This window comes from Pseudomonas sp. FW305-25, from assembly GCF_017351415.1.
GTDB lineage: Bacteria > Pseudomonadota > Gammaproteobacteria > Pseudomonadales > Pseudomonadaceae > Aquipseudomonas > Aquipseudomonas chlororaphis.
In genome coordinates this window covers 104,259-130,060 of the sequence record NZ_JACNDE010000015.1, presented here as the reverse complement: position 1 = coordinate 130,060, position 25,802 = coordinate 104,259, and the positions used below count along the sequence as shown (strand labels likewise).

Genomic DNA, 25,802 nt, shown 5'->3' with positions numbered 1-25,802 from the left:
TTCAAAGGTCATACCGGCGTTTTGACGCTCACGCTCTGCGGGCGGCCCATGCTGCACAGTCCGTAGTAAATGATCCCGCCCAGCGCCGAGCCGGTGAACCAGCCGTAGCTGTAGAACCAGCTGAACGCATCGCTGCCCAGGGACAGCACCGTCAGCGCCACCGGCACGCCAAAGGCGATAAAGCCGTAGCCGTTCCACGCCGGGTACACGTCATCGCGGTACAGCCCGGCCAGGTCCAGGCGCTGCTTCTTGATGATGAAATAGTCCACCACCATGATCCCGGCGATGGGCCCCAGCAGGCTGGAGTAACCCAGCAGCCAGTTGGAATACACGGTCTCCAGGCTGACGTCCGAGACCAGCAGGCCGAGTTTTTTCAGCAGCTCATGGGCCATCAGCGCCAGGCCGACGAGCCCGGTGAGGATCACCGCCTTGGTGCGGCCGATCAGCTTGGGGGCGATGTTCTGGAAGTCGTTGGTCGGCGAGACGATGTTCGCCGCGGTGTTGGTCGAGAGCGTGGCGATGATGATCAACGCCATGGCCAGGGCCACCCAGCCGGGGCTCTGGATATGGCCGATCAGGCTCACCGGATCGGAGACGGTGACGCCCACCAGTTTCACCGAGGCAGCGGTCATCACCACCCCGAGCGCGGCGAACAGGAACATGGTCAGCGGCAGGCCGAAAATCTGCCCGAGGATCTGATCCTTCTGGCTTTTCGCGTAGCGGCTGAAGTCCGGGATATTCAGCGACAAGGTGGCCCAGAAACCGACCATCGCCGTGAGCCCGGCGAAGAAGTAGCTGTAGACACTGGCGCCTTCCGGACGCTTGGGCGGAATCGCCAGCAACTCGCTCAGGGACACATTGGGCAAGGCCCACACCAGCAGCCCGACACCCACCGCCACCAGCAGCGGCGCCGACAGGGTTTCCAGCCACTTGATCGACTCGGCGCCGCGCAGCACCACCCACAGGTTGAGGGTCCAGAAGAGCATGAAGCCGATCACCTCGCCAGTGCCGCCCAGGGCCTTCCAGCCCTCAAAGATCGAGCCGAGGAACAGGTGGATCGCCAGGCCGCCGAACATGGTCTGGATGCCGAACCAGCCGCAGGCCACCAGGGCGCGGATCAGGCACGGTACGTTGGAGCCGATGACACCGAAGGACGAACGTAGCAGCACCGGGAACGGAATGCCGTACTTGGTGCCGGCGAAGGCGTTGAGGGTCAAAGGGATCAGCACCACGATATTGGCCAGCAGGATCGCCAGCAGCGCCTCGCCCACCGTCAGCCCGAAATAGGCGGTGAGCACACCGCCCAAGGTGTAGGTCGGCACGCAGATCGACATGCCGACCCACAGCGCGGTGATGTGCCATTTGTTCCAGGTGCGCTCATGGACCTTGGTCGGCGCGATATCGTGGTTGTAACGGGGGCTGTCGAGCACGTCGCTGCCGGCGTCCAGCTCGTACAGGCCGGCACGCTCGGTCACTTGGGATCTGTTCTGTTGCATGGCCGCTCCACTTTTTTCTGATTATTTTTGCTCATCAAACGGGCTGGCAGACGCGCTGCCAGCCCGGCGATGGCCGGAGAACTGACGACTTTTACCGACCGGCCATCCTGTCGACGGCGGCACTCAATAAGCGTGCCGGCTTGCCCGTCGACGGTGCTCCACAGTCGGTAAAATCCATGTAAACAACTGATGTTTCTTCAGTTTTATTCTGAACAACTTCCTGTCCGAGATAACGTGCCGGTTCACTCAGGCCGAATGCCGGGCAAGTTGTCCATCGGGTCAGGACTCAATCTGGTGCACGCAAACTTTTTTCAAACTTTTGTATGGGCCACAGGCCTCCTTCAAGCGGCTGATTTCACATAGGAAATCTTGCTCATATTTCGATCCTGTCAAGTGCGTCAAAATGGTGAAAGGCTGCACCATTTTGCGGATTTTTTATTTAAATCGTTATATTTCAATAACTTAATATCGATATATGCTTATAAAAAATAATCTTGCCGATTGATTGAACACCAGCTAGTTTTTATTCCTGACACCGCTGACAGGAATAAACATTCCGCAGCATGCGTATTACAAAAACACTAGAACCGGCATAAGCCGGTCATGCCTGCGAGGAACTCGGAATGTCTCTGTTGATCCGTGGCGCCACCGTTATTACCCATGATGAAAGTTATAAAGCCGATGTGTTGTGCGCCGACGGCGTGATCAAGGCCATCGGCCAGAATCTGGACAATCCCGCAGGCTGCGAAGTGCTCGACGGCAGCGGCCAATACCTGATGCCCGGCGGCATCGATCCCCACACCCATATGCAACTGCCCTTCATGGGCACCGTGGCCAGCGAAGACTTCTTCAGCGGCACCGCGGCGGGCCTGGCGGGCGGCACCACCTCGATCATCGATTTCGTGATTCCCAACCCGCAGCAGTCCCTGCTGGAAGCCTTTCATCAGTGGCGCAGCTGGGCCGAGAAATCCGCGTCGGACTATGGCTTCCATGTGGCCATCACCTGGTGGAGCGAGCAGGTGCGCGAGGAAATGGCCGAGCTGGTGAACCAGCACGGGGTCAACAGCTTCAAGCATTTCATGGCCTACAAGAACGCGATCATGGCCGCCGACGACACCCTGGTGGCGAGCTTCGAGCGCTGCCTGGAACTCGGCGCGGTGCCGACGGTGCACGCGGAGAACGGCGAGCTGGTCTACCACCTGCAACGCAAGCTGCTGGCCCAGGGCATCACCGGGCCGGAAGCGCACCCGCTGTCGCGCCCTTCCCAGGTCGAAGGCGAAGCCGCCAGCCGGGCGATCCGCATCGCCGAAACCCTGGGCACGCCGCTGTACCTGGTGCATGTCTCGACCCAGGAGGCGCTGGACGAAATCACCTACGCCCGCGGCAAGGGCCAGCCGGTGTACGGCGAAGTGCTGGCCGGGCACCTGCTGCTGGACGACAGCGTGTACCGCCACCCGGACTGGCAGACCGCCGCCGGCTACGTAATGAGCCCGCCCTTCCGCCCTCGCGGCCATCAGGACGCGCTGTGGCACGGCCTGCAATCGGGCAACCTGCACACCACCGCCACCGACCACTGCTGCTTCTGCGCGGAGCAGAAAGCCGCCGGCCGCGACGATTTCAGCAAGATTCCCAACGGCACCGCCGGCATCGAAGACCGCATGGCCGTGCTCTGGGACGAAGGGGTGAACAGCGGGCGCCTGTCGATGCAGGACTTCGTCGCCCTGACCTCTACCAACGCGGCGAAGATCTTCAACCTCTACCCACGCAAGGGCGCGATCCGCGTCGGCGCCGATGCCGACCTGGTGCTCTGGGATCCGCAAGGCAGCCGCACCATCTCCGCTGCGACCCACCACCAGCAGGTGGACTTCAACATCTTCGAAGGCAAGACCGTGCGCGGCGTGCCCAGCCACACCATCAGCCAGGGCAAGCTGGTCTGGGCCGACGGCGACCTGCGCGCCGAACGCGGTGCCGGCCGCTACATCGAGCGCCCGGCCTACCCGGCGGTGTTCGACCTGCTGAGCAAGCGAGCCGAGTTGCACAAGCCGACCGCCGTCAAACGCTGAGATCGGGGGCTTTGCCCCCTATCGCGAGCAAGCTCGCTCCTACATGAAAACGCATCCCCTGTAGGAGCGAGCTTGCTCGCGATCCGGGCGCTCGCGCCCGGTAGAAACACAATGCCCGTCAGAGGCAATCGACAAAAAACCGTGAGGCCTGAACCGTGATCAAGACCCTGAACCACTTGCCCCATCCCCAGGAGGATGGCGCCACCCTCGCCGGCCACTTCAGCGACCTGGCGCCGCCGCTCAACGACCGTCAGGCGCATCTGGAAGCCTCGCGCTGCCTGTATTGCTACGACGCGCCGTGCGTCAACGCTTGTCCCAGCGAGATCGACATTCCCTCGTTCATCCGCCATATCCACACCGACAACGTCCAGGGCGCGGCACAGAAGATTCTCTCGGCCAATATCCTCGGTGGCAGCTGCGCCCGGGTGTGCCCGACGGAGATCCTGTGCCAGCAGGCCTGTGTGCGTAACAACGCCCAGGAATGCGCGCCAGTCTTGATCGGCCTGCTGCAGCGTTACGCGGTGGACAACGCGCACTTCAGCCAGCACCCGTTCCAGCGCGAGGCCGCCAGCGGCAAGCGCATCGCCGTGGTCGGCGCCGGGCCGGCGGGGCTGTCGTGCGCCCACCGCTGCGCCATGCACGGCCATGAGGTGGTGATTTTCGAGGCCCGGGAAAAAGCCGGCGGCCTCAACGAATACGGGATCGCCAAGTACAAGCTGGTGGACGACTTCGCCCAGAAGGAGCTGGATTTCCTGCTGCAGATCGGCGGCATCGAGATCCGCCACGGGCACAGACTCGGCGACAACCTGAGCCTCACCGAGCTGCACCAGCAATTCGACGCGGTATTCCTCGGTCTCGGCCTGGCCGCCAGCAAACAGCTGGGCCTGCCCCATGAGGACGCCCCCGGCCTGCTGGCCGCCACCGACTACATCCGCGAACTGCGCCAGGCCGACGACCTCACGCAACTGCCCCTGGCCGACCGCTGCATCGTCCTCGGCGCTGGCAATACCGCGATCGACATGGCGGTGCAGATGGCCCGCCTCGGTGCCCACGATGTCAACCTGGTGTACCGCCGCGGCATCGAGGACATGGGCGCGACTCGCCATGAACAGGACATCGCCAAGGCCAATCAGGTGCGCCTGCTGACCTGGGCTGCGCCCGAGGAAGTGCTGCTCGACGCCCAGGGCCAGGTGCGCGGCATGCGCTTCGCCCGCACCCGGCTGGTGGAGGGCCGCCTGCAAACCACCGGGGAAACCTTCGAACTAGCCGCCGACGCGATCTTCAAGGCCATCGGCCAGGCGTTCGACGGCGCCGCGCTGAGCGACCCGCTGGGCGACCCACTGGCTCAGGAACTCAAGCGCGCCGGCGAGCGCATCGAAGTCGACGAACAGCTGCGCACCAGCATCCCCGGGGTATATGCCGGCGGCGACTGCGTCAGCCTCGGCCAGGACCTCACCGTCCAGGCGGTGCAACACGGCAAGCGGGCCGCCGAAGCCATGCATGCCCAACTCATGCTCAACGTGGAGGCTGCGTAAATGGCCGATCTGTCGATTGTGTTCGCCGGTATCAAAGCCCCCAACCCGTTCTGGCTGGCCTCCGCGCCGCCGACCGACAAGGCCTACAACGTGGTCCGCGCCTTCGAGGCCGGCTGGGGCGGCGTGGTCTGGAAAACCCTGGGCGAGGACCCGGCGGCGGTCAACGTGTCGTCACGCTACTCGGCGCACTTCGGCGCCAACCGCGAAGTGCTGGGCATCAACAATATCGAACTGATCACCGACCGCTCCCTGGAGATCAACCTCAAGGAAATCACCCAGGTCAAGAAGGACTGGCCGGACCGCGCGCTGATCGTGTCGCTGATGGTGCCCTGCGTCGAGGAGTCATGGAAAAACATCCTGCCGCTGGTGGAAGCCACCGGCGCCGACGGCATCGAGCTGAACTTCGGCTGCCCCCACGGCATGCCGGAGCGCGGCATGGGCGCGGCGGTCGGCCAGGTGCCGGAGTACGTGGAACAGGTCACCCGCTGGTGCAAGACTTATTGCTCGCTGCCGGTGATCGTCAAGCTGACGCCGAACATCACCGATATCCGCATGGCCGCCCGCGCGGCCCATCGCGGCGGCGCCGACGCGGTATCGCTGATCAACACCATCAACTCGATCACCAGCGTCGATCTTGAGCGCATGGTCGCCAACCCGATGGTCGGCAGCCAGAGCACCCACGGCGGCTACTGCGGCTCGGCGGTCAAGCCAATTGCCCTGAACATGGTCGCCGAGATCGCCCGTGACCCGCAGACCCGGGGCCTGCCGATCTGCGGTATCGGCGGCATCGGCACCTGGCGCGACGCCGCGGAATTCGTCGCCCTGGGCTGCGGTGCGGTGCAGGTGTGCACGGCGGCGATGCTGCATGGCTTTCGTATCGTCGAAGAGATGAAGGACGGCCTGTCGCGGTGGATGGACAGCCAGGGTTATCACAGCCTGCAGGACTTCTCCGGGCGCGCGGTGGGCAACACCACCGACTGGAAGTACCTGGATATCAACTATCAGGTGATCGCCAAGATCGACCAGGACGCCTGCATCGGCTGCGGCCGCTGCCATATCGCCTGCGAAGACACCTCGCACCAGGCCATCGCCAGCCTCAAGCAGGCCGACGGCACGCATAAATATGAGGTGATCGACGCCGAATGCGTGGGCTGCAACCTGTGCCAGATCACCTGCCCGGTGCAGGACTGCATCGAGATGGTGCCCCAGGACACCGGCAAGCCGTTCCTCGACTGGCAGCACGACCCGCGCAATCCGTATCGCGAGGCGGTGTGAGGTTCGCCGGGTAAATAGCATTGGCTGGACTGACGTCATCGCGAGCAAGCTCGCGATGGACGTAAACGTTGACGCCTGCCTGTAGCCGCTGCCGAGCCCGCGAGGCTGCGATCGGGCGCGAAGCGGCCGCAACCCGGATAACGCGCAAGACCTGACACACCGCGAATTCAGGTTTTGCGGCAACTGCGTTGCCGTTCGCAGCCTCGCTGCGCTCGGCAGCGGCTACACGCCAACGCTCAGGGGGCTGCCGTATCAGGGCTCCAGCCCGATCCCGCGCAGGATCACGCTGGTCACCGTCTGCACGGCCTTTTCGAACTGCATGTCCGACAGCGGCTGGTGTTCGTTGATGATCATGATCTGGTGGTCGAAGTCGGCGTAGTGCTGGGTCGAGGCCCAGATCATGTACAGCAGGCTCGACGGTTCCACCGGCAGGATGCGCTTGTCTTCGACCCACTGGCGGATCTTCGCTTCCTTCATCTTCGCCCAGTCGTACAGGCTGGCGTCCAGCGCCTCGCCCAGGGTCGGCGCGCCGTGGATGATTTCGTTGGCCCAGACTTTCGAGCCATAGGGCCGGCTGCGCGAATGGTTCATCTTGGCGCGGATATAACTGCTGAGCACCACCCGCGGGTCGTCGAACATCTCGAAGCACAGCGCATCCTGCTTCCACAGCTCCAGCAGCTCCAGCAGCACCGCGCTGTACAGCTCGCTCTTGGTGCTGAAGTAGTAATGCAGGTTGGAGCGCGGTAACTGCACCTCGGCGGCGATATCGGCCATGGCCGTGCCGCTGAAGCCTTTTTCGGCGAACACCTTTTCCGCCGCCAGGAGGATTTTTTCGACGTTGCTGCGACGGATCTCGATCTTGTGATTGCCCATAAGGGCTCCCTGAAAACAGTCTGCTGCAAGACTACCATCGGCCTTCGTACAAAAACGAAACTTCCTGCGCCCGGCTTTCCCCGGCAAAACCGATTGGTTAGGATCCCTCCCGCCTTATTCCCGGGCACCTGAAGTGTTCCGTCCAGGCGTTGATTCGCGACACGGACATGCAGGCAGGACTTTCGCCGCCGAACCCAAAGCGTTTCGGCCATCCTGCAACGCCGCTATGGAGCTTATCCATGAACATTCGCAAACGCCGGGCCACGGACGATCCGCAGCTCGCCGCCCTGTGGGAACGCTCGGTACGGGCCACCCACGACTTTATCGCCGAAGACGACATCCAGTTGCTCTACCCCCTGGTGCGCGACACCTACCTGCCGGCCCTCGAAGCCTGGTTGCTGGAGGATCCCGACGGCACCCCGGCCGGCTTTATCGCCACCGCCGGCGACAAGGTGGAAATGCTGTTTATCGAACCGACCCGCCGTGGCCAGGGCGTCGGCCGGCAACTGCTGGACCATGTGCGCAGCCGGTATCCGCGGCTCAGCGTCGACGTCAACGAACAGAACCCCCAGGCCCATGGTTTTTATCGGCACTACGGTTTCGAAGACATCGGCCGTTCGGCAACCGACGGCCAGGGCCGGCCGTTCCCGATCATCCATATGCGCCTGAAAAGCGCTTGAACAATGCGCCGATGTTTCATCCAGCGACCCGACCACGGTCCTTATACTCATCGGCGCATCGACTACCCGACACTCATTGAACAGGTATTTCCCATGCTGAAAAAACTGCTGACCACCAGCGCCCTGCTGGCCTCTCTCGTCGCCGCCTCCTCGGCCTTCGCCCACGCCCACCTGCAAAGCCAGGTTCCGGCCGCCGACAGCACGGTGAGCGCGCCGAGCGAGTTGCGCCTGGTGTTCTCCGAAGGCGTCGAGGCGGCCTTCACTAAAGTCAGCCTGAGCAAGGATGGCGCGGCGGTCGCCGTCAAGGCCCTGGCCACCGAAGGCGCGGACAAGAAGACCCTGGTCGTGACCCCGGCGGCACCGCTGGCGGCGGGCGCCTACAAGGTCGAGTGGCACGCGGTGTCGGTGGATACCCACACGAGCGAAGGCAGCTACAGCTTCAAGGTCGGCCAGTAACCGATGTCGACCCTGTTGGTGCTCTGCCGCTTTGTGCATTTCGCGGCCGTCCTGCTGCTGTTCGGGGCCTGGGTGTTCAGGCCCCTGCTGTTGGGGCGCGAGCCCGTTGCCGCCTTGGATCGCCGCCTGACGCGACTCGGCCGCTGGCTGGCCGGAATCGCCCTGGCCACCGGCATCTGCTGGTTGCTGCTGATCACCGCCAGCATGGCCGGCAGCGGCGCCGCGGCCCTGGACCCGGCGACCTTGCAGTTGGTGCTGGGCAACACCTTTTTTGGCCAGGTATGGACCTGGCATCTGCTGCTCAATGGCCTGCTGGTGGTTTTGCTGCTGACCCGCCTGGGTGAGCCGCTGGCGCTACGGCTGACCCTCGCCGCCCTGCTGCTGGCCACCCTCGCCCCCGTGGGCCACGGCGCCATGCTCGACGGCCTCAGCGGCCAGTTGCTGATCCTCAACCAGATCGTCCACCTGGGCTGCGTCAGCCTGTGGCTCGGCGGTTTGCTGGTGCTGCTGATGCTTCTGCGGCAACCCGGCGAGCAGCCTCTGGAGCGGGTCCTACTGCGTTTCAGCGGCGTGGGTTACGGGCTCGTAGGTGGGTTGCTGGTCACGGGTCTGATCAATGTACGAGTGCTGACCGGGCAGTTGTGGCCGACACCGCTGCTGTCCGGCTTTGCCCTGATCCTGCTGATCAAGGTGCTGCTGGTGTGCGGCATGTTCGCCCTGGCCCTGTTCAACCGCCTGCGCATCGAGGACTGCCAGCAGCATCTGGGCACCCTGCGCCGTAGCGTGCTGCTGGAATGGCTGCTGGGCATCGCCGCGGTGGCGGCCGTGTCGCTGCTCGGCACCTTGCCGCCTCTCACCGCTTAAGCCCTGTAGCCGCTGCCGCAGGCTGCGATCGGGGCGCAGCCCCGTAGACCTGGCGGCGTGGTGTAACTGACTGTGCGCGGTTCCTGGTTTGGCGTCTGCTTCGTCGGAGTGCCGCCCAAGCCGATCGCAGCCTCGCTGGGGCTCGGCAGCGGCTACACAAGCGTCGGGTCATTCGACCCGGGTATCCCCTTGCGCCGCCGTATCGATACTCACCACCACCGACATCCCCGGACGCAAGCGCTCGCTTTCCGCCTGATCGGGATCGACGGTGATGCGCACCGGTATCCGCTGGGCAATCTTGACGAAATTGCCGGTGGCGTTGTCGGCCTGCAACAAGGCGAACTCCGAGCCGGTGGCCGGCGAAATGCGCTGCACATGGCCGTGGAATTTGCGGTGGTCGAGCGCATCGACGGTGAAGCTCGCAGGCTGGCCGACGCGGATGTTGTCCATCTGGGTTTCCTTCATGTTGGCGATCACCCAGAGCTGGTTCGGCACCAGCGCCATCAACTGCGCCCCGGAATTGACGTAGGCCCCCAGGCGCACGCCGATCTGCCCCAGCTGGCCGTCGCGCGGCGCGGTGACCCGGGTGTTGGACAGGTCGATCCGCGCCAGTTGCACCGCCGCCTCGGCATTGGCCACCGCGGCCTCCAGCGAGCCGCGATTGACGATCACCGTCTGCAGGTCCTGGCGGGCGATGTCCAGCTGGGCCTGGGCCTGGGCCACCGCGGCGAGGGTCTGGGCGTTGGCGGCGCGGGTCACGTCGAGGTCCCGCTGGGACACCGAACCGTCGGCGATCAGTTCCTGGTTACGCCGCAGGTCGGCGGCGCTCTTGCGCGCCTGGGCCTGGCTGTCGGCCAGCGCCGCCTGGCGCAGCTTGATGGTGGCTTCGGCGCTGTTGCGTTGCTGCACCACATTGGCCAGCGCCGCCTTCTGCGCCGCCAGCTGGGCCAGGGACTGCTCCAGGCGCTGCTTGTAGATGCGGTCGTCGAGGCGCACCAGCAGGTCGCCGGCCTTGACGAACTGGAAGTCCTGCACCGGCACCTCGAACACATAGCCGCTGAGCTGTGGCCCGATGATCGTCACCTGGCCGCGCACCAGGGCGTTCTCGGTGCTTTCGATGGGGCTGCTGAACGGCGGCAGCTGCCAGGCATAGAGCACGATCAATACCCCGGTGATGGCGATCGCGGCGAACCCCAGGGACGAGATGATCCGCACCCGCAGCGAACGCGGCTCGGTGATCGGCATCGACGGCGGCGCGCTGCCTTCCGGGGTCGAGGCAATGGCGTTGGTGGTGGTGATGGTCGGTTCGGTCATGAAGAAATGGCACCGCTGGGTTGGACGGGAGTCGGGGCTGGGGTTGGGGTTGCGGGCGCGACCGCCTTGGTCGTGCTCATCAGCCACAGGCTGCGAATGAAGATCCAGATCATGGTCAGCACGGCGATCACCGCGATCAGCATGAACACATCGTTGTAGGCCAGCACGTTGGCCTCGCGGGTGGCGGCGCTGGCCAGGCTGCGGATGCCTTGCAGCTCGCGCGCCTGCGGGTCGGCAATGACCCGGCCGACGGCCGCCCCGCCGCTCTGCACCCGGCCCAGCACCCGCGGGTCCATCAGCACCAGTTGCTCGACGATATGGCTGGAATGGTATTTCTCACGGACGATCTGGAAGGTCCCCAGCAGCGCCGAGCCGATCAACCCGCCGAGGTTCTGGCAGATGCCGAACAGCACCGAGAAGCTCACCAGGTTGCGCGGGTTGGTCAGCACGTTGCGTGTGCCCAGGACCATGGTCGGGCCGAGAAAGAAGGTGCCGCCGAAGGCCAGCAGGAACTGGCTGAAATACATGTTGGCCGGGCGCGTGAGGTTACTGGAGAAGCTGTCCATCACCGAGCCCACGGCCATCAGCGCCAGGGAGATGATCAGCGGCATCAGCAGGTGCGCCGGGTTGATGGTCAGGGCACTGGTGGCCAGGCCCGCGATGCTGCCCAGCAGCATCACCCCATACAGCAGGCGCATCTGCTGGCTGCTCATGTTCAGCGCCTGGAGAAAACCCACGGCGCCGGTGGACTGCTCGGACAGCACCATGCGGATCAGGATTACCGCCAGGGCCAGGCGGATCATCGCCCCGCTGCCCAGCCAGCGGGTCATCAGCATCGGGTTGCTGCGGTTATGTTCGATGGCCAGGCCGGCGAGGATCAGCACGATCGAACCGGCGCTCGCGTAGCCGATCCACGGCGCCTCCAGCCACCAGTCGATGCGCCCCAGGGACAGCACGGCGCAGAGCAGCGCGACGCCACTGGCGAGGATGGCGAAGGTCAGGAAGTCGAGCTTTTCGAAGGTGCGGAAACGGTCGCCGGGCGGCAGCTTGAGCAGGAACACGCAGCCCAGGGACGCCAGCGCCAGCCCCAGTTCGAACAGGTACAGGCCGCGCCATTCGGCGATCTGCAGCAGGTCTTCGGAAAACAACCGGGCCAGGGGCAAGGCCAGTTGCGAGGCGCCCAGCCCGAGCACCAGGGCTTTCATCCGCCACTTGGCCGGAAACGCCTGGACCATGTAGTACAGGCCCAGGGAGCTCAGGGCCGCGCCGACCATGCCGTGGGCCGCGCGCACGGCGATGGCCGAATTCAGGTCGTTGACGAACAGGTGGCCGAAGGTCACCAGCGCATAGAGCACCAGGAACACCTCGGTAAAGGCGCGCAGGCCGAACTGCTGGCGAAACTTCACCAGCAGCAGGTTCATCGACACGTTGGTCATCACGTAGGCGGCCGGCAGCCAGGCCATTTCCGCGGTGGTCGCGCCCAGGGCGCCTTGCAGATACGGCAGGTTGGCGATCACCAGGGAGTTGCCGAGGCCGCCGGTGATCGCCACCAGCAAACCGACCAGGGCATAGGCCAGGCGCTTGTGGGTGGGGTGCAGCGGCGTCGAGGGGGAGCCGGGCAAGCTGGGCTTTTCGTGGGGTTGCCAGTTGCGCGGGGCGTAACTATCCATTTATTGACCTTGCCATTGCGTGAGCTTGTCCCATGTCCGCCCAAGTGGCGGACGATCCAGAGTTGTTCCGGGTTGCCCGGCAGTTTGCCGGAACCTGAGGCGTCTTTGTAGGAGCGAGCTTGCTCGCGATAGCGGTGTGCCTGGCTGGCCGCGGTACCCGTATCGCCAGCAAGCTGGCTCCTACGGACCATTTCTTGCGACGTCGCATTTACCATTGCCGCCCCTGCCCCTCTAGAATCAACCTCCCCTTGTGCTCCAGCCGCGGAGACCTCCATGCCCCTGCCTTTTCAGAAGCTGCATGCCAATGGCGACGACTTCATGCTGGTCGATGCCCGCGGGCGCGACAACCCGATCACCAGCGAGTTGGCCAGGGCCCTGGGCGACCGCCATCGCGGCGTGGGTTTCAATCAACTGGTGGTGCTCAGCGATTGCCCCGAGACGGCGGCGCAACTGACTTTCTGGAATGCCGATGGTTCCAGCCTGAGCACCTGTGGCAGCGCCACCCGCGGCGCGGCCGACCTGCTGATGCGCGAAAGCGGCGCAGACTCGGTATGGGTGAAAACCGTGCGCGGCATCCAGCACTGCACGCGCCTGGACGATCAGTCGGTAGCGGTGGAGATGGGCGTGGCGCAATTTGCCTGGCAGGACATTCCGCTGGCGACGGCCCTCGACAGCCTGGCCCTGCCCCTGCCCGGCGAGCCGGCGGCGTGCAGCATGGGCAACCCGCACTGCACATTCTTCGTCGAGGATGTGCAAGCCATCGATGTGGCCACACTCGGTCCGCGGATCGAGGCGCACCCGCTGTTCCCGCAGAAGACCAATGTGCATTTCGTCCAGATCATCGACCGCCAGACCATTCGCCTGCGCATCTGGGAACGCAACGGCGCCATCCCTCTGGGCTCCGGCTCATGCTCCTGCGGCGCGGCGGTCAACGGCATCCGCCGCGGCCTGCTGGACAGCCCGGTCCGGGTGCTGTGCGACGGCGGCCCAGTCACCGTCAGCTGGGACGGCCAGGGCATGGTGCGGCTGGCCGGTGTGGTGGAGCGGGTGTTCAGCGGGACGCTCTGCGGCTGATGGTGCCTGGACGGACCTGTCGCGGTGACAGACGGTTTGCAGCAGAACTTTACAAACAGTCCAGAACTGGATAATTTGTCTTAAGCCTTTAGAGTGCCAGCCACGCAAGCGGAAATGGGTGACCTGCTGACGGGCAAGTCGAACTCATCCGCAGGGTGAATGACATCACTCTTTTCGTTATGACGGGGTTAGCGTTACAAGACCTGACAGGTGCTCAACTGCTGTTCAAGCAAGCCAATATCGAAGGTATTGGCCACGATATTTCTTGGCCGTGGTAATTCTTTGAGGACATTTTGTTATGCACATCACTCTGCCCACTTATCAAGATGTAGTCGATGCCTCGACGCGACTTGAGGGAGTAGCAAACGCTACGCCAGTCCTGACCTCGCGCACGATCGATGATGAAATCGGTGCCAAGGTTTTTTTCAAATGTGAAAACTACCAACGTACCGGCTCTTTCAAATTCAGGGGGGCATACAACTCCCTCGCGAAATTCAGCGAAACGCAACGCCGAGGCGGTGTTGTGGCGTTCTCCTCTGGAAATCACGCGCAAGGCATCGCATTAGCAGCATCCCTGTTGAAAATTCCGGCCACTATTGTCATGCCCACTGATGCACCTGCCGCCAAGGTCGCGGCGACCAAAGGCTATGGCGCCGAGGTGGTCTTCTATGACCGTTACACCGAAGACCGCGAGGCTATCGGCAAAGCCCTGGCCGCCAGGCACGGTATGACGTTGATCCCCTCCTACGATCATCCCGACGTGCTTTGCGGCCAGGGAACCGCCGCCAAGGAACTGTTCGAAAGCGTGGGCCAACTGGATACGTTGTTTGTGGGCCTGGGGGGTGGAGGAATGCTGTCTGGAACAACCCTTGCCACACGCGCGCTGTCACCCGGCTGTACCTTGATCGGGGTCGAGCCTGAAGCCGGTAATGACGGCCAGCAATCGTTCAATTCAGGTGCGATTGTTCACATCGACACCCCCGACACCATCGCTGATGGGGCGCAAACCCAGCACCTTGGAAATTACACTTTCCCAATAATCCTGAATGGCGTTGACCGGATTGTAACCGTTACCGACGAAGAGCTTGTTTGTGCAATGAAGTTCTTTGCCCAGCGCATGAAAACTGTGGTTGAGCCCACCGGATGCCTGGGGCTTGCCGCCGCAAGAAAGTTAAGGAATGAACTTCAGGGTAAACGCGTCGGCATCATCATTACCGGCGGCAACATTGATATCGACAAGTTTGGAAAGTTTCTCCAGCTTTAAGACAGCGCGCTTTATCCATTGAAGAACATCAGGCGTTCAACAGCGCCTGACGGCATCGTCTTGCCGAAATTCGATGAACATATTCAGCCCGATAACATGGCTATAGATATAGCCACAATAAGAAAGAGGTGCACATGAAAAGCCGTCTTCTCGTTAAAGCAATTGTCATTGCGATGATTTCCGGCGTCGTTCTGGGGGGCATGCTTCATAGTCAACTCGATACGGCGGCCGCCAAAGAAGTTGCCGGATACCTGAACCTGGTCACTGACGTGTTTTTACGCCTGATCAAAATGGTCATCGCCCCCCTGGTGCTCGCCACACTGGTTACCGGCGTGGCCAGCATGTCGGGAAACGGTTCGATGGGTCGCGTTGGCTTCAAAGCCATTACCTGGTTCATGATCGCCTCCCTGGTATCGCTGTCCATTGGCTTGCTCCTTGCCAACTTTTTCCAGCCTGGAACGGGTCTGAACCTGGCGGTTAGCGGTGACGCAGTGAATAGCGGCCTGAACACTTCCGCCTTTAGCCTGCCGCTCTTTCTCACCCATGTATTCCCTCGAAGCATCATTGAGGCAATGGGTAGCAACGAAGTGCTGCAGATCGTTGTGTTTTCCCTGTTCTTCGGATCCGCACTGGCGTTCGTCAAGGGCAAAGGCCAGTTCATCGTGGATATCCTCGAAGAGCTGGCCAATGTCATGTTCAGGGTCACTGACTACGTGATGTATGTGGCTCCCCTGGCCGTTTTTGCAGCCATCGCCGCCACTATCACCGTGCATGGCCTGGATATGGTCGTGACCTTTGGCAAGATGGTGGGGCAGTATTTCCTCGGCTTGGCGCTACTCTGGACGCTGATTACGCTTGCCGGCTATCTGGCCCTCGGGCCCCGTATCAAGGACCTGTTCAAGCACCTGCGTGAACCGCTGCTGATCGCGTTCTCCACGGCTAGCAGCGAGGCCGCGTACCCGAAAACCATTGCCGCGCTGGACACGTTCGGCGCCAACAAGCGCGTGAGCAGCTTCGTCCTGCCGCTAGGTTACTCATTCAACCTGGACGGCTCGATGATGTACCAATCCTTCATCGTGATGTTCATCGCCCAGGCGTACAACATCGAAATGACGTTCTCCCACCAGATCATGGTGCTGTTGACGCTGCTGGTTATCAGTAAAGGAACTGCGGGGGTGGCGCGCGGCTCGCTGGTCGTCCTGGCTGCGGGCCTGCCGATGATCGGCCTTCCGGAAGCGGGCCTGCTGCTCATCCTCGCCGTTGATCCAGTCCTGGACATGGGGCGCACCGCCACCAACGTCTTTGGCTGCGGCGTCGCTACCGCTGTCATCGGGCGACACGGCAATGAGGACCCGATCGAGACAGCAAACGATACCGAGAAAAGCCTGCAAGCCGTTTAACCGCCCCTTACAAAAAACCATACCCCGCCATTCAATCGAACACCGGGAGCGGATGGGTTGCATCGCCTACCGCATCGGCTCCCCTCTACATAAGGTTACTCATGAAAATTGTAAGCACCGATGCCGCTTCCCCTCCTGCCGGTCATTACTCGCAAGCGGTCATTCACCAAGACTCGCTGTACATTTCGGGTCAGCTTCCCGTCAGTCCCGATGGCACTCACAACATCGAAGCCTCGTTCACCGAACAAGCACACATAGCCCTCAGCAATCTGTTGGCGATTCTCAATGCCGCAGGCCGCACTGCCTCTGACTTGGTCAAGGTCACTGTGTATGTGGCGGGCATAAAGCATTGGCCAGCCTTCGACGAGATCTATTGCGAAATGTTGGGCAGCCATCGTCCGGCGCGCGCCGTAGTGCCGGTACCAGAACTGCACCATGGCTATCTGGTCGAGATTGAGGCTGTGGCCCGCATGTAACCCACCGGGGTCGAGGTGCGAAGGCACCTCGATGCCTGGCGCCAATCGCTGGATCGGGAAGCGCCGACTTCCCAAAGGATTGAGGACGATACGTCTGACGCTGATCGTTTCAATCTACCGATCGGGTCAATGCTACCCCGTGTGGCCAGGAGCGCATGAGGTGTCAATCACTTCGTATCGCTATACACCGTTGCGCGCGATACGCCGAGGTGTGAAGCCACCGTCTCCATGGCCTTTCTGATGTCCAGCAGACCGCACTCCTTCAGTTCCTGGAGCAGAGCCCTTCGATCGCCTGCCTTCAGGGCACGGGGAGTAGTGGCCATGCGTGCGGCAAACTGATCGATGCGCGCTCGAATCGACTCTGCCCCGCTCGACTCGAGCGACTCATGGGGACGTTCGCCGCTGAAGGCCCCGAACTGATCGAGCATGCCCTGCAGGCTTCTGAACAGGGTCAGGTCGATATTCATACAGAGCGCGGCCACATAGCGCCCTGTGGAATCCTTGATGCCAATCGATGTGCTTTTGGCCTGGCGGCCATCTTTGAAATGATTGGGATAATTGGCAATTACCTGGGGGTAAGCGGGGTCGGCAATTCGAGCAAGTCCCAATTCGGTAGCGGGATGTCCAACCATCCTGCCGGAAAGATTATTGTGAATCGCCAGTATGGCGTGCTCGGGATCTCGCAGGTCGTGCAGTACCACTTCGCAAAATGGGCTGAAGGTCTGGCTCAAGCCTTCTGCAATTTGCTCCAGCTGACTGATCAGCGCCTGTTGCTCAGGGGTCGTGTTTTTCTTCATAGCGAAGATGTCCAGCAAAGTAGAAGATTTCAATGAGAAGACAATAACAGCCTATGCATGGCTTTTATCAGTGCCTTGGGCTTTGAATGATTCGCTCGAGAAAGAGGCAAGCGCCTGTATTTTACGGGACCTGTTTTTCCTGGTCGGTAGCAGCAGAAGAATCGGAGCGTTCTCAAACGCCCAGTCCGCCAATACGCGGCCCCGTGTTCCTTGCGCAATTGAGTCGACCACGGCCCATTGTGAACGGAGAACCAGACCTCGGCTATGGCTCGGTGGGCGACTCAACGGGCAAGCTCATCGCGCTTGAGCTTGAACACGCACAGGAAGACCCATCCCGGCTCGATTGGTAAATTTTCTTTAAAGGTGATCTGGCTTCGAGGGGATGTTTCAGGAAAAAGCCTGATGCCAGCCTATCGGCACTTTTTCCTCAAGGAGTGCCACCATGTCCCCCCACAAACACTCGCGCTGGCTCAAGCGCCTGCTCGCCCTCAGCCTGCTGGCGCCGGCCCTGGCGTTCGCCCAGGAGCGCCCTTGGCCGGACGGCTCGCAACTGGTGCTGTCGTTTTCCATGCAGTTCGAGACCGGTGGCCAGCCGGAGGGCGCCGAAAGCCCGTTTTCCGCAAGCCCGCTGCCCAAGGGTTACCCCGACCTGCCGGCCAACACCTGGTTCGACTACGGCTACAAGGAAGGCCTGTGGCGCCTGCTCGACCTGTGGGACCGCACCGGGATCAAGGTCACTTCCCATGTGGTCGGCGAAGCCGCGCTGAAACACCCGGAGCTGCTCAAGGCCATCGCCGAACGTGGCCACGAGGTAGCGGCCCATGGCATGCGTTGGGCCGACTCTTACAACATGAGCTACGCCCAGGAAAAACAATTCATCGGCGATGGCGTGGACGCGGTGCAAAAGCTCACCGGCCAGCGCTCGGTCGGCTACAACGCCAACTGGCTGCGGCGCAGCCCCAACACCCTGAAGGTGTTGCAGGAGCTGAATTTCACCTACCACATCGACGACGTCAGCCGTGACGAACCTTTCGTTACCCTGGTGCGTGGCAAGAAATTCGCCGTGGTGCCTTACACCCTGCGCAATAACGACATCGTGCTGATCGAGGGCCGGCACTTCTCCGCCGAGCAGTTCTATCAGCAGTTGGTGCTGGAGTTCGATCGCCTGTACGCCGAAGGCGCGAGCCGGCGGCGGATGATGTCGGTGAGCCTGCACGACCGGATCGGCAGCACGCCGGCGATGGTCGAAGCGGTGGAGCGTTTTATCCGCTACGCCCAGTCCCATCCGAAGGTCAGCTTTATGCGCAAGGACCGGATCGCGCAGATCGTGCTGACGGAGAAGAATCCGCTGATCGATAACAGCGAGGCGGCGTACAACGATTGAAGCCTTATGGTTGGGCTCAAAGACGGGGGTCAAGGCCAGGTTCGATGGCGCCCCGTCGATTGTCATCGCGAGCAAGCTCGCTCCTACACACCCCTTGTAGGAGCGAGCTTGCTTGCGAGAGGCCGGGCCTGCCGTTTCCCCATCAACTGCCCAGGGTCAAGCCATTGGCCGGCAGCGGCAGCGCGGTCTTGTAGCGCACCTGCTTGAGGGCGAAGCTGGAGCGGATGTTGGCCACGCCGGGGACCTTGGTCAGGAAGTCCATCATGAAGCGCTCCAGGGCCTGGATGGTCGGCACCAGCACGCGGATCAGGTAGTCCGGATCGCCCGCCATCAGGTAGCACTCCATGACTTCCGGGCGGTCGGCGATGGCCTCTTCGAAATGCTGCAGCGCCTCTTCCACCTGCTTCTCCAGGCTGACGTGAATGAACACGTTGACGTGCAGCCCCAGCAGGTCGGCATCCAGCAGGGTCACCTGCTCGCGGATCAGCCCCAGCTCCTCCATGGCGCGCACGCGGTTGAAGCACGGGGTGGGCGAAAGGTTCACCGAACGGGCGAGGTCGGCGTTGGTGATGCGGGCGTTCTCCTGGAGGCTGTTGAGAATGCCGATGTCGGTACGGTCCAGTTTGCGCATGAGACAAATCAACCTGTTTTTTATGTTTATGCAGATTTTTTATCTGCAAATCATCCTGAGCGCAACGAAACAGAGATAAATATTCTCCTTGGCCCGGCCTATGATTGTTGTAGGACAAGATTTCCCTTACCCAGGGAATGACTGTCAGCTAAGCGCGCCCACTACAAGAAATTCACAAGATCGAGCGTAGACAAGCCATGACCCAAGCGTACGAACCGCTGCGCCTGCACGTGCCCGAACCCTCAGGCCGTCCCGGTTGCAAAACCGACTTCTCCTACCTGCGTCTGACCGACGCCGGCACGGTGCGCAAACCCCCAATCGATGTAGAACCCGCCGACACCGCCGACCTGGCCCGTGGCCTGATTCGCGTGCTCGACGACCAGGGCAACGCCCTGGGCGAATGGGCCGAAGAGGTGCCCAGCGAGGTCCTGCGCCAGGGCATGCGCGCCATGCTCAAGACCCGGACCTTCGACAACCGCATGGTGGTCGCCCAGCGCCAGAAGAAGATGTCGTTCTACATGCAGAGCCTCGGCGAGGAAGCCATCGGCAGCGCCCAGGCCCTGGCGCTGAACATCGACGACATGTGCTTCCCCACCTACCGCCAGCAAAGCATCCTGATGGCCCGCGACGTGCCGCTGGTGGACATGATCTGCCAGCTGTTGTCCAACGAGCGCGATCCGCTCAAGGGCCGCCAGCTGCCGATCATGTACTCGGTGAAAGAGGCCGGCTTCTTCACCATCTCCGGCAACCTGGCCACCCAGTTCGTGCAAGGCGTGGGCTGGGGCATGGCCTCGGCGATCAAGGGCGATACCAAGATCGCCTCGGCCTGGATCGGCGACGGCGCCACCGCCGAGTCGGACTTCCACACCGCCCTGACCTTCGCCCACGTGTACCGCGCGCCGGTGATCCTCAACGTGGTCAACAACCAGTGGGCGATCTCCACCTTCCAGGCCATCGCCGGCGGTGAAGCCACCACCTTCGCCGGACGCGGCGTCGGTTGCGGCATCGCCTCGCTGCGGGTGGACGGCAACGATTTCATCGCGGTCTACGCCGCGTCCCGCTGGGCCGCCGAACGCGCCCGGCGCAACCTCGGCCCGACCCTGATCGAATGGGTCACCTACCGCGCCGGCCCGCACTCCACCTCCGACGACCCGTCCAAGTACCGCCCGGCCGACGACTGGAGCCACTTCCCCCTCGGCGACCCGATCGCCCGCCTCAAGCAGCACCTGATCAAGATCGGCCAGTGGTCCGAAGAGGAACACGCCGCGGTCAGCGCCGAGCTGGAAGCCGAAGTCATCGCCGCGCAGAAACAGGCCGAGCAGTACGGCACCCTCGCCGGCGGGCAGATCCCCAGCGCCGCGACCATGTTCGAGGACGTGTACAAGGAAATGCCCGAGCACCTCAAGCGCCAACGCCAGCAACTGGGAATCTGACATGAACGACCACAACAACAATATCCAGTTGGAAACCGCCATGACCACGACCACCATGACCATGATCCAGGCCCTGCGCTCGGCCATGGATGTGATGCTAGAGCGTGACGACAACGTGGTGGTGTTCGGCCAGGACGTCGGTTATTTCGGCGGCGTGTTCCGTTGCACCGAGGGCCTGCAGGCCAAGTACGGCACCTCGCGGGTGTTCGACGCACCGATCTCGGAAAGCGGCATCGTCGGCGTCGCCGTCGGCATGGGCGCCTACGGCCTGCGCCCGGTGGCGGAAATCCAGTTCGCCGACTACGTCTACCCGGCCTCGGACCAGATCATTTCCGAAGCGGCGCGCCTGCGGTATCGCTCCGCCGGCCAGTTCACCGCCCCCATGACCCTGCGCATGCCCTGCGGCGGCGGCATCTACGGCGGCCAGACCCACAGCCAGAGCATCGAGGCGATGTTCACCCAGGTCTGCGGCCTGCGCACCGTGATGCCATCCAACCCCTACGACGCCAAGGGCCTGCTGATCGCCTCCATCGAAAACGATGACCCGGTGATCTTCCTCGAGCCCAAGCGCCTGTACAACGGCCCGTTCGACGGCCACCACGACCGCCCGGTAACCCCCTGGTCGAAACACCCCTCGGCCCAGGTGCCGGACGGCTACTACAAGGTGCCGCTGGACGTCGCCGCCATCGCCCGGCCGGGCAAGGACGTCACCGTGCTGACCTACGGCACCACGGTGTATGTCTCGCAAGTGGCCGCCGAGGAAACCGGGATCGACGCCGAAGTCATCGACCTGCGCAGCCTGTGGCCGCTGGACCTGGAAACCATCGTCAAGTCGGTGAAGAAGACCGGCCGCTGCGTGGTGGTCCACGAAGCCACCCGCACCTGCGGGTTCGGCGCCGAGCTGGTGTCGCTGGTGCAAGAACACTGCTTCCACCACCTGGAAGCGCCTATCGAGCGCGTGACCGGTTGGGACACCCCCTACCCGCACGCGCAGGAGTGGGCGTATTTCCCTGGCCCGTCCCGAGTGGGCGCGGCTTTGCAACGGGTCATGGAGGTCTGAATGGGCACGCACGTAATCAAGATGCCGGACATCGGCGAAGGCATCGCAGAAGTAGAACTGGCGCAGTGGCACGTCAAGGTCGGCGACCTGGTGGTCGAGGATCAGGTGCTGGCCGATGTCATGACCGACAAGGCCATGGTCGATATCCCCTCCCCGGTGCACGGCAAGGTCCTATCCCTGGGCGGCCAGCCCGGCGAAGTAATGGCGGTGGGCAGTGTGTTGATCAGCATCGAGGTCGAAGGCGCCGGCAACCTCAAGGCCTCCGATCATCTGGTCAAGGAACCCGCGGTTATTAAAGAAGCAGCACCCGCAGTAGCAGCGCCCAAGGTCGAGGCCGCGCCAGTGGTCGAAAGCAAACCCGCCGCCGCTTGCCGCCCCGCGCCACAGGCGCCGGTAGCCCGCGATGCCGACGAGCGCCCGCTGGCCTCCCCGGCCGTGCGCAAGCATGCGCTGGACCTGGGCATCCAGCTGCGCCTGGTGCAAGGCAGCGGCCCGGCCGGCCGCATCCTCCATGAAGATCTGGACGCCTACCTGGCCCAGGGCAATCAGCGCGCCCAGAGCGACTCGGCGCCGTCCGGTTATACCCAGCGTCATGACGAGGAGCAGATCCCGGTGATCGGCATGCGCCGCAAGATCGCCCAGCGCATGCAGGAAGCCACCCAGCGCGCCGCCCACTTCAGTTATGTCGAGGAAATCGACGTCACCGCCGTGGAAGAACTGCGCGCGCACCTCAATGAAAAACACGGCGCCACCCGCGGCAAGCTGACCCTGTTGCCATTCCTGGTGCGGGCCCTGGTCGTGGCCCTGCGCGACTTCCCACAGATCAACGCGCGTTACGACGATGAAGCCCAGGTCATCACCCGCCACGGCGCGGTGCATGTCGGGGTGGCCACGCAAAGCGACGTCGGCCTGATGGTGCCGGTGGTGCGCCATGCCGAAGCCCGCAGCCTGTGGGACAGCGCCGCGGAGATCGCGCGCCTGGCTACAGCCGCGCGCAGCGGCAAGGCGGCCCGCGACGAACTGTCCGGCTCGACCATCACCCTCACCAGCCTCGGCGCCCTGGGCGGCATCGTCAGCACGCCGGTGCTGAACCTGCCGGAAGTGGCCATCGTCGGGGTGAACAAGATCGTCGAACGGCCGATGGTGATCAAAGGCCAGATCGTGGTCCGCAAGATGATGAACCTCTCCAGTTCCTTCGATCACCGGGTGGTCGACGGCATGGACGCGGCGCTCTTCATCCAGGCCATTCGCGGCCTGCTCGAACAACCCGCCAGCCTGTTTCTGGAGTAACTCATGCAACAGACTCTGAACACTACCTTGCTGATCATCGGCGGTGGCCCTGGCGGCTATGTGGCGGCGATCCGCGCCGGCCAGCTGGGCATCTCGACCATCCTGGTGGAAGGCCAGGCATTGGGCGGCACCTGCCTGAACATCGGCTGCATCCCGTCCAAGGCGCTGATCCATGTCGCCGAGCAGTTCCAGCAGACCCGCCATCACAGCCAGGGCTCGGCCCTGGGCATCAACGTTGCCGCGCCGACCCTGGACATCGGCAAGAGCGTGGAATGGAAGGATGGCATCGTCGACCGCCTGACCACCGGCGTCGCCGCCCTGCTGAAAAAGCACAAGGTCCAGGTGATCCATGGCTGGGCCAAGGTCGTCGACGGCAAGACCGTGGACATCGAAGGCGCCGACACCCGCATCCAGTGCGAGCACCTGCTGCTGGCCACCGGCTCGAAGAGCGTCAACCTGCCGATGCTGCCGCTTGGCGGGCCGATCATCTCCTCCACCGAAGCCCTGGCGCCCAAGGCCCTGCCCAAGCGTTTGATCGTGGTCGGCGGCGGCTATATCGGCCTGGAGCTGGGCATCGCCTACCGCAAGCTCGGCACCGAGGTCAGCGTGGTCGAGGCCCAGGAGCGCATCCTGCCGGCCTACGACAGCGAGCTGACCCAGCCGGTGCTCGAATCGGTGAAGCAACTGGGGATCAAGCTCTACCTCAAGCACAGCGTCGAAGGTTTCGATGCCGGGACCAACACCTTGCAGGTGCGTGACCCGAACGGCGACAGCCTGCAGCTGGAAACCGACCAGGTGCTGGTGGCGGTCGGGCGCAAGCCGAACACCCAGGGCTGGAACCTCGAAGCGCTGAACCTGGAGATGAACGGCTCGGCCCTGCGCATCGACAAGCGCTGCCAGACCAGCATGCGCAATGTCTGGGCGATCGGCGACCTCGCCGGCGAACCGATGCTCGCACACCGGGCCATGGCCCAGGGCGAGATGGTCGCCGAGCTGATCGCCGGCCAGCACCGGGAATTCAACCCGACGGCCATTGCCGCGGTGTGCTTCACCGACCCGGAACTGGTGGTGGTCGGCAAGACCCCGGACGAGGCCAAGGCCGCCGGCCTGGACTGTATCGTGTCGAGCTTCCCGTTCGCCGCCAACGGCCGCGCCATGACCCTGGAATCGAAAAGCGGTTTCGTGCGGGTGGTGGCACGCCGTGACAATCACCTGATTGTCGGCTGGCAGGCGGTGGGCGTCGGCGTGTCCGAGCTGTCCACGGCCTTCGGCCAGTCCCTGGAAATGGGCGCGCGCCTGGAAGATATCGCCGGCACCATCCACGCCCACCCGACCCTGGGCGAGGCGGTGCAGGAAGCGGCATTGCGGGCCCTGGGCCACGCCTTGCATCTGTAAAAACGCAACACCGGGAGGCAGCCCCGTCCCTGTAGCCGCTGCCGCAGGCTGCGATAAGGCCCGCAGGGCCTTCAAGGATCTCAAGAGCACGTCCTCTTCGAGGCCGATCGCAGCCTTCGGCAGCGGCTACAGGGCGCTCCACAGGGCGACAGGAGGGTTCATGAGCAGGCCAGGTTTTTTTGCTGCCCCTCCCATCGCCCGGGATGCGGTGCCCCCCCGGAATGCAGTATTGTTGTGCCCATCCAAAAAACGTCAGAAGCCTTGAGCCGTTGCGACGGTTGTTAAGCGATAGAGGGTGTCATGGGTAACGAAAGCATCAATTGGGACAAGCTGGGTTTTGACTACATCAAGACAGACAAGCGCTATCTGTCGCACTGGCGGAACGGCGAGTGGGACACAGGCACCCTGACCGAAGATAACGTGCTGCACATCAGCGAAGGCTCCACCGCCCTTCACTATGGCCAGCAGTGCTTCGAAGGCCTGAAGGCCTACCGCTGCAAGGACGGTTCGATCAACCTGTTCCGCCCGGACCAGAACGCCGCCCGCATGCAGCGCAGCTGCGCGCGCCTGCTGATGCCGCAGGTGTCCACCGAGCAGTTTGTCGAAGCGTGCAAGCAAGTGGTGCGCGCCAACGAACGCTTCATCCCGCCTTACGGCACCGGCGGCGCGCTGTACCTGCGCCCGTTCGTGATCGGCGTGGGTGACAACATCGGCGTGCGTACCGCCCCCGAGTTCATCTTCTCGATCTTCGCCATTCCGGTCGGCGCCTACTTCAAGGGCGGCCTGACCCCGCACAACTTCCTGATCTCCACCTACGATCGCGCGGCGCCACAAGGCACCGGCGCGGCCAAGGTCGGTGGCAACTACGCCGCCAGCCTGATGCCCGGTTCGGAAGCCAAGAAGAAGCACTTCGCCGACTGCATCTACCTGGACCCTTTGACCCACTCGAAGATCGAGGAAGTCGGTTCGGCCAACTTCTTCGGCATCACCGTTGATAACAAATTCGTCACGCCGAAGTCGCCGTCGGTACTGCCGGGCATCACCCGCCTGTCGCTGATCGAACTGGCCAAAACCCGCCTGGGCCTGGAAGTGATCGAAGGCGACGTGCTGATCGACAAGCTGTCGGACTTCAAGGAAGCCGGCGCCTGCGGTACCGCCGCGGTGATCACGCCGATCGGCGGCATCGAGTACCAGGACAAGCTGCACGTGTTCTACAGCGAAAAAGAAGTCGGCCCGATCACCCAGAAGCTCTACAAAGAGCTGACCGGCGTACAGACCGGCGACGTCGAAGCGCCAGCTGGCTGGATCGTCAAGGTCTGACCTGACGCCCCCCGGCAGCAAAAAGCCCGCCTTTCACTTGCGTGATCGGCGG

The 25,802-nt window shown here is 63.1% G+C and carries 22 protein-coding genes; 16 read left to right on the top strand and 6 right to left on the bottom strand.

What is annotated here, in order from left to right; all coding sequences use genetic code 11:
* Positions 1-8 precede the first annotated feature (8 nt).
* Positions 9-1,496, bottom strand: a complete 1,488-nt coding sequence (locus J4E58_RS16560; RefSeq protein ID WP_087088023.1) for an NCS1 family nucleobase:cation symporter-1 — start codon at positions 1,494-1,496, stop codon at positions 9-11.
* A 623-nt stretch (positions 1,497-2,119) separates the two neighbouring features.
* On the opposite strand from J4E58_RS16560, the gene hydA reads away from it, so the two are divergent.
* From hydA to preA, 3 genes are all read left to right on the top strand, one after another.
* On the top strand, positions 2,120-3,559 hold the full coding sequence (gene hydA, locus J4E58_RS16555; RefSeq protein ID WP_087088025.1) for a dihydropyrimidinase: 1,440 nt from the start codon (positions 2,120-2,122) through the stop codon (positions 3,557-3,559).
* Between the two features lie 155 nt (positions 3,560-3,714).
* Positions 3,715-5,094: an NAD(P)-dependent oxidoreductase gene (locus tag J4E58_RS16550; protein ID WP_087088027.1), complete on the top strand. Its 1,380-nt coding sequence runs from the start codon at positions 3,715-3,717 to the stop codon at positions 5,092-5,094.
* Positions 5,095-6,369, top strand: coding sequence for an NAD-dependent dihydropyrimidine dehydrogenase subunit PreA (gene preA / locus J4E58_RS16545; RefSeq protein ID WP_087088028.1), 1,275 nt, complete (start codon positions 5,095-5,097; stop codon positions 6,367-6,369). It begins immediately after the preceding gene.
* A 252-nt stretch (positions 6,370-6,621) separates the two neighbouring features.
* Here the strand turns inward: preA and J4E58_RS16540 are convergent, their stop codons facing one another.
* Positions 6,622-7,242, bottom strand: coding sequence for a TetR/AcrR family transcriptional regulator (locus J4E58_RS16540; protein WP_087088030.1), 621 nt, complete (start codon positions 7,240-7,242; stop codon positions 6,622-6,624).
* 239 nt (positions 7,243-7,481) lie between these two features.
* Here J4E58_RS16540 and J4E58_RS16535 point away from each other — a divergent pair, with 239 nt between their 5' ends.
* The 3 genes from J4E58_RS16535 to copD all read left to right on the top strand — a co-directional run bounded on the left by J4E58_RS16535 (position 7,482) and on the right by copD (position 9,242).
* A complete protein-coding gene (locus tag J4E58_RS16535) occupies positions 7,482-7,922 on the top strand; it encodes an acetyltransferase (RefSeq protein ID WP_062825457.1) in 441 nt (146 codons plus the stop codon).
* A 93-nt stretch (positions 7,923-8,015) separates the two neighbouring features.
* Positions 8,016-8,378 carry a copper homeostasis periplasmic binding protein CopC gene (copC, locus tag J4E58_RS16530; RefSeq protein ID WP_007922200.1) on the top strand — a complete coding sequence of 121 codons (363 nt, stop codon included), beginning with the start codon at positions 8,016-8,018 and terminating at the stop codon, positions 8,376-8,378.
* Between the two features lie 3 nt (positions 8,379-8,381).
* Positions 8,382-9,242 (top strand): copper homeostasis membrane protein CopD, encoded by an 861-nt coding sequence (gene copD / locus J4E58_RS16525; protein ID WP_087088032.1) that lies wholly within the window; start codon positions 8,382-8,384, stop codon positions 9,240-9,242.
* Positions 9,243-9,410: 168 nt separating this feature from the next.
* Here copD and J4E58_RS16520 read toward each other — a convergent pair whose 3' ends face one another.
* On the bottom strand, positions 9,411-10,556 hold the full coding sequence (locus J4E58_RS16520; RefSeq protein WP_007922215.1) for an HlyD family secretion protein: 1,146 nt from the start codon (positions 10,554-10,556) through the stop codon (positions 9,411-9,413).
* Complete coding sequence (locus J4E58_RS16515; RefSeq protein ID WP_087088034.1) at positions 10,553-12,226, bottom strand: MFS transporter; 1,674 nt, start codon at positions 12,224-12,226, stop codon at positions 10,553-10,555. Before J4E58_RS16515 ends, J4E58_RS16520 begins: the two co-directional genes overlap by 4 nt.
* A gap of 273 nt (positions 12,227-12,499) precedes the next feature.
* On the opposite strand from J4E58_RS16515, the gene dapF reads away from it, so the two are divergent.
* The 4 genes from dapF to J4E58_RS16495 all read left to right on the top strand — a co-directional run bounded on the left by dapF (position 12,500) and on the right by J4E58_RS16495 (position 16,440).
* Positions 12,500-13,300, top strand: a complete 801-nt coding sequence (gene dapF / locus J4E58_RS16510; protein WP_087088036.1) for a diaminopimelate epimerase — start codon at positions 12,500-12,502, stop codon at positions 13,298-13,300.
* Positions 13,301-13,598: 298 nt separating this feature from the next.
* Positions 13,599-14,564 (top strand): threo-3-hydroxy-L-aspartate ammonia-lyase, encoded by a 966-nt coding sequence (locus J4E58_RS16505; RefSeq protein WP_087088038.1) that lies wholly within the window; start codon positions 13,599-13,601, stop codon positions 14,562-14,564.
* Positions 14,565-14,698: 134 nt separating this feature from the next.
* Positions 14,699-15,964: a dicarboxylate/amino acid:cation symporter gene (locus J4E58_RS16500; protein ID WP_087088040.1), complete on the top strand. Its 1,266-nt coding sequence runs from the start codon at positions 14,699-14,701 to the stop codon at positions 15,962-15,964.
* Between the two features lie 101 nt (positions 15,965-16,065).
* Positions 16,066-16,440 (top strand): RidA family protein, encoded by a 375-nt coding sequence (locus tag J4E58_RS16495; RefSeq protein ID WP_053260678.1) that lies wholly within the window; start codon positions 16,066-16,068, stop codon positions 16,438-16,440.
* 167 nt (positions 16,441-16,607) lie between these two features.
* Here J4E58_RS16495 and J4E58_RS16490 read toward each other — a convergent pair whose 3' ends face one another.
* The gene (locus J4E58_RS16490) at positions 16,608-17,237 is read right to left on the bottom strand and encodes a transcriptional regulator (protein WP_053260966.1); all 630 of its coding nucleotides are present in this window, start codon (positions 17,235-17,237) and stop codon (positions 16,608-16,610) included.
* Between the two features lie 442 nt (positions 17,238-17,679).
* Between J4E58_RS16490 and J4E58_RS16485 the strand changes: the two genes are divergently transcribed.
* Positions 17,680-18,621, top strand: coding sequence for a polysaccharide deacetylase family protein (locus J4E58_RS16485; protein WP_087088042.1), 942 nt, complete (start codon positions 17,680-17,682; stop codon positions 18,619-18,621).
* A 142-nt stretch (positions 18,622-18,763) separates the two neighbouring features.
* Here the strand turns inward: J4E58_RS16485 and bkdR are convergent, their stop codons facing one another.
* Positions 18,764-19,252: a Bkd operon transcriptional regulator BkdR gene (gene bkdR, locus J4E58_RS16480; RefSeq protein ID WP_007923098.1), complete on the bottom strand. Its 489-nt coding sequence runs from the start codon at positions 19,250-19,252 to the stop codon at positions 18,764-18,766.
* 197 nt (positions 19,253-19,449) lie between these two features.
* Here bkdR and J4E58_RS16475 point away from each other — a divergent pair, with 197 nt between their 5' ends.
* From J4E58_RS16475 to J4E58_RS16455, 5 genes are all read left to right on the top strand, one after another.
* Positions 19,450-20,685: a 3-methyl-2-oxobutanoate dehydrogenase (2-methylpropanoyl-transferring) subunit alpha gene (locus J4E58_RS16475; protein WP_087088044.1), complete on the top strand. Its 1,236-nt coding sequence runs from the start codon at positions 19,450-19,452 to the stop codon at positions 20,683-20,685.
* 1 nt (position 20,686) lies between these two features.
* Positions 20,687-21,745, top strand: a complete 1,059-nt coding sequence (locus J4E58_RS16470; protein WP_087088046.1) for an alpha-ketoacid dehydrogenase subunit beta — start codon at positions 20,687-20,689, stop codon at positions 21,743-21,745.
* Complete coding sequence (locus tag J4E58_RS16465) at positions 21,746-23,035, top strand: dihydrolipoamide acetyltransferase family protein (protein ID WP_087088048.1); 1,290 nt, start codon at positions 21,746-21,748, stop codon at positions 23,033-23,035.
* Between the two features lie 3 nt (positions 23,036-23,038).
* The gene (gene lpdA / locus J4E58_RS16460; RefSeq protein WP_087088050.1) at positions 23,039-24,430 is read left to right on the top strand and encodes a dihydrolipoyl dehydrogenase; all 1,392 of its coding nucleotides are present in this window, start codon (positions 23,039-23,041) and stop codon (positions 24,428-24,430) included.
* A 300-nt stretch (positions 24,431-24,730) separates the two neighbouring features.
* Complete coding sequence (locus J4E58_RS16455) at positions 24,731-25,750, top strand: branched-chain amino acid aminotransferase (protein WP_087088052.1); 1,020 nt, start codon at positions 24,731-24,733, stop codon at positions 25,748-25,750.
* The last annotated feature ends 52 nt before the right edge of the window (positions 25,751-25,802 follow it).

Excerpts from the sequence above, each read along its gene's own strand:
- J4E58_RS16560 (WP_087088023.1), bottom strand. The coding sequence starts at position 1,496 with ATGCAACAGAACAGATCCCAAGTGACCGAGCGTGCCGGCCTGTACGAG.
- hydA (WP_087088025.1), top strand. The coding sequence starts at position 2,120 with ATGTCTCTGTTGATCCGTGGCGCCACCGTTATTACCCATGATGAAAGT.
- preA (WP_087088028.1), top strand. The coding sequence starts at position 5,095 with ATGGCCGATCTGTCGATTGTGTTCGCCGGTATCAAAGCCCCCAACCCG.
- J4E58_RS16540 (WP_087088030.1), bottom strand. The coding sequence starts at position 7,242 with ATGGGCAATCACAAGATCGAGATCCGTCGCAGCAACGTCGAAAAAATC.
- J4E58_RS16535 (WP_062825457.1), top strand. The coding sequence starts at position 7,482 with ATGAACATTCGCAAACGCCGGGCCACGGACGATCCGCAGCTCGCCGCC.
- copC (WP_007922200.1), top strand. The coding sequence starts at position 8,016 with ATGCTGAAAAAACTGCTGACCACCAGCGCCCTGCTGGCCTCTCTCGTC.
- copD (WP_087088032.1), top strand. The coding sequence starts at position 8,382 with ATGTCGACCCTGTTGGTGCTCTGCCGCTTTGTGCATTTCGCGGCCGTC.
- J4E58_RS16520 (WP_007922215.1), bottom strand. The coding sequence starts at position 10,556 with ATGACCGAACCGACCATCACCACCACCAACGCCATTGCCTCGACCCCG.
- J4E58_RS16515 (WP_087088034.1), bottom strand. The coding sequence starts at position 12,226 with ATGGATAGTTACGCCCCGCGCAACTGGCAACCCCACGAAAAGCCCAGC.
- dapF (WP_087088036.1), top strand. The coding sequence starts at position 12,500 with ATGCCCCTGCCTTTTCAGAAGCTGCATGCCAATGGCGACGACTTCATG.
- J4E58_RS16505 (WP_087088038.1), top strand. The coding sequence starts at position 13,599 with ATGCACATCACTCTGCCCACTTATCAAGATGTAGTCGATGCCTCGACG.
- J4E58_RS16500 (WP_087088040.1), top strand. The coding sequence starts at position 14,699 with ATGAAAAGCCGTCTTCTCGTTAAAGCAATTGTCATTGCGATGATTTCC.
- J4E58_RS16495 (WP_053260678.1), top strand. The coding sequence starts at position 16,066 with ATGAAAATTGTAAGCACCGATGCCGCTTCCCCTCCTGCCGGTCATTAC.
- J4E58_RS16490 (WP_053260966.1), bottom strand. The coding sequence starts at position 17,237 with ATGAAGAAAAACACGACCCCTGAGCAACAGGCGCTGATCAGTCAGCTG.
- J4E58_RS16485 (WP_087088042.1), top strand. The coding sequence starts at position 17,680 with ATGTCCCCCCACAAACACTCGCGCTGGCTCAAGCGCCTGCTCGCCCTC.
- bkdR (WP_007923098.1), bottom strand. The coding sequence starts at position 19,252 with ATGCGCAAACTGGACCGTACCGACATCGGCATTCTCAACAGCCTCCAG.
- J4E58_RS16475 (WP_087088044.1), top strand. The coding sequence starts at position 19,450 with ATGACCCAAGCGTACGAACCGCTGCGCCTGCACGTGCCCGAACCCTCA.
- J4E58_RS16470 (WP_087088046.1), top strand. The coding sequence starts at position 20,687 with ATGAACGACCACAACAACAATATCCAGTTGGAAACCGCCATGACCACG.
- J4E58_RS16465 (WP_087088048.1), top strand. The coding sequence starts at position 21,746 with ATGGGCACGCACGTAATCAAGATGCCGGACATCGGCGAAGGCATCGCA.
- lpdA (WP_087088050.1), top strand. The coding sequence starts at position 23,039 with ATGCAACAGACTCTGAACACTACCTTGCTGATCATCGGCGGTGGCCCT.
- J4E58_RS16455 (WP_087088052.1), top strand. The coding sequence starts at position 24,731 with ATGGGTAACGAAAGCATCAATTGGGACAAGCTGGGTTTTGACTACATC.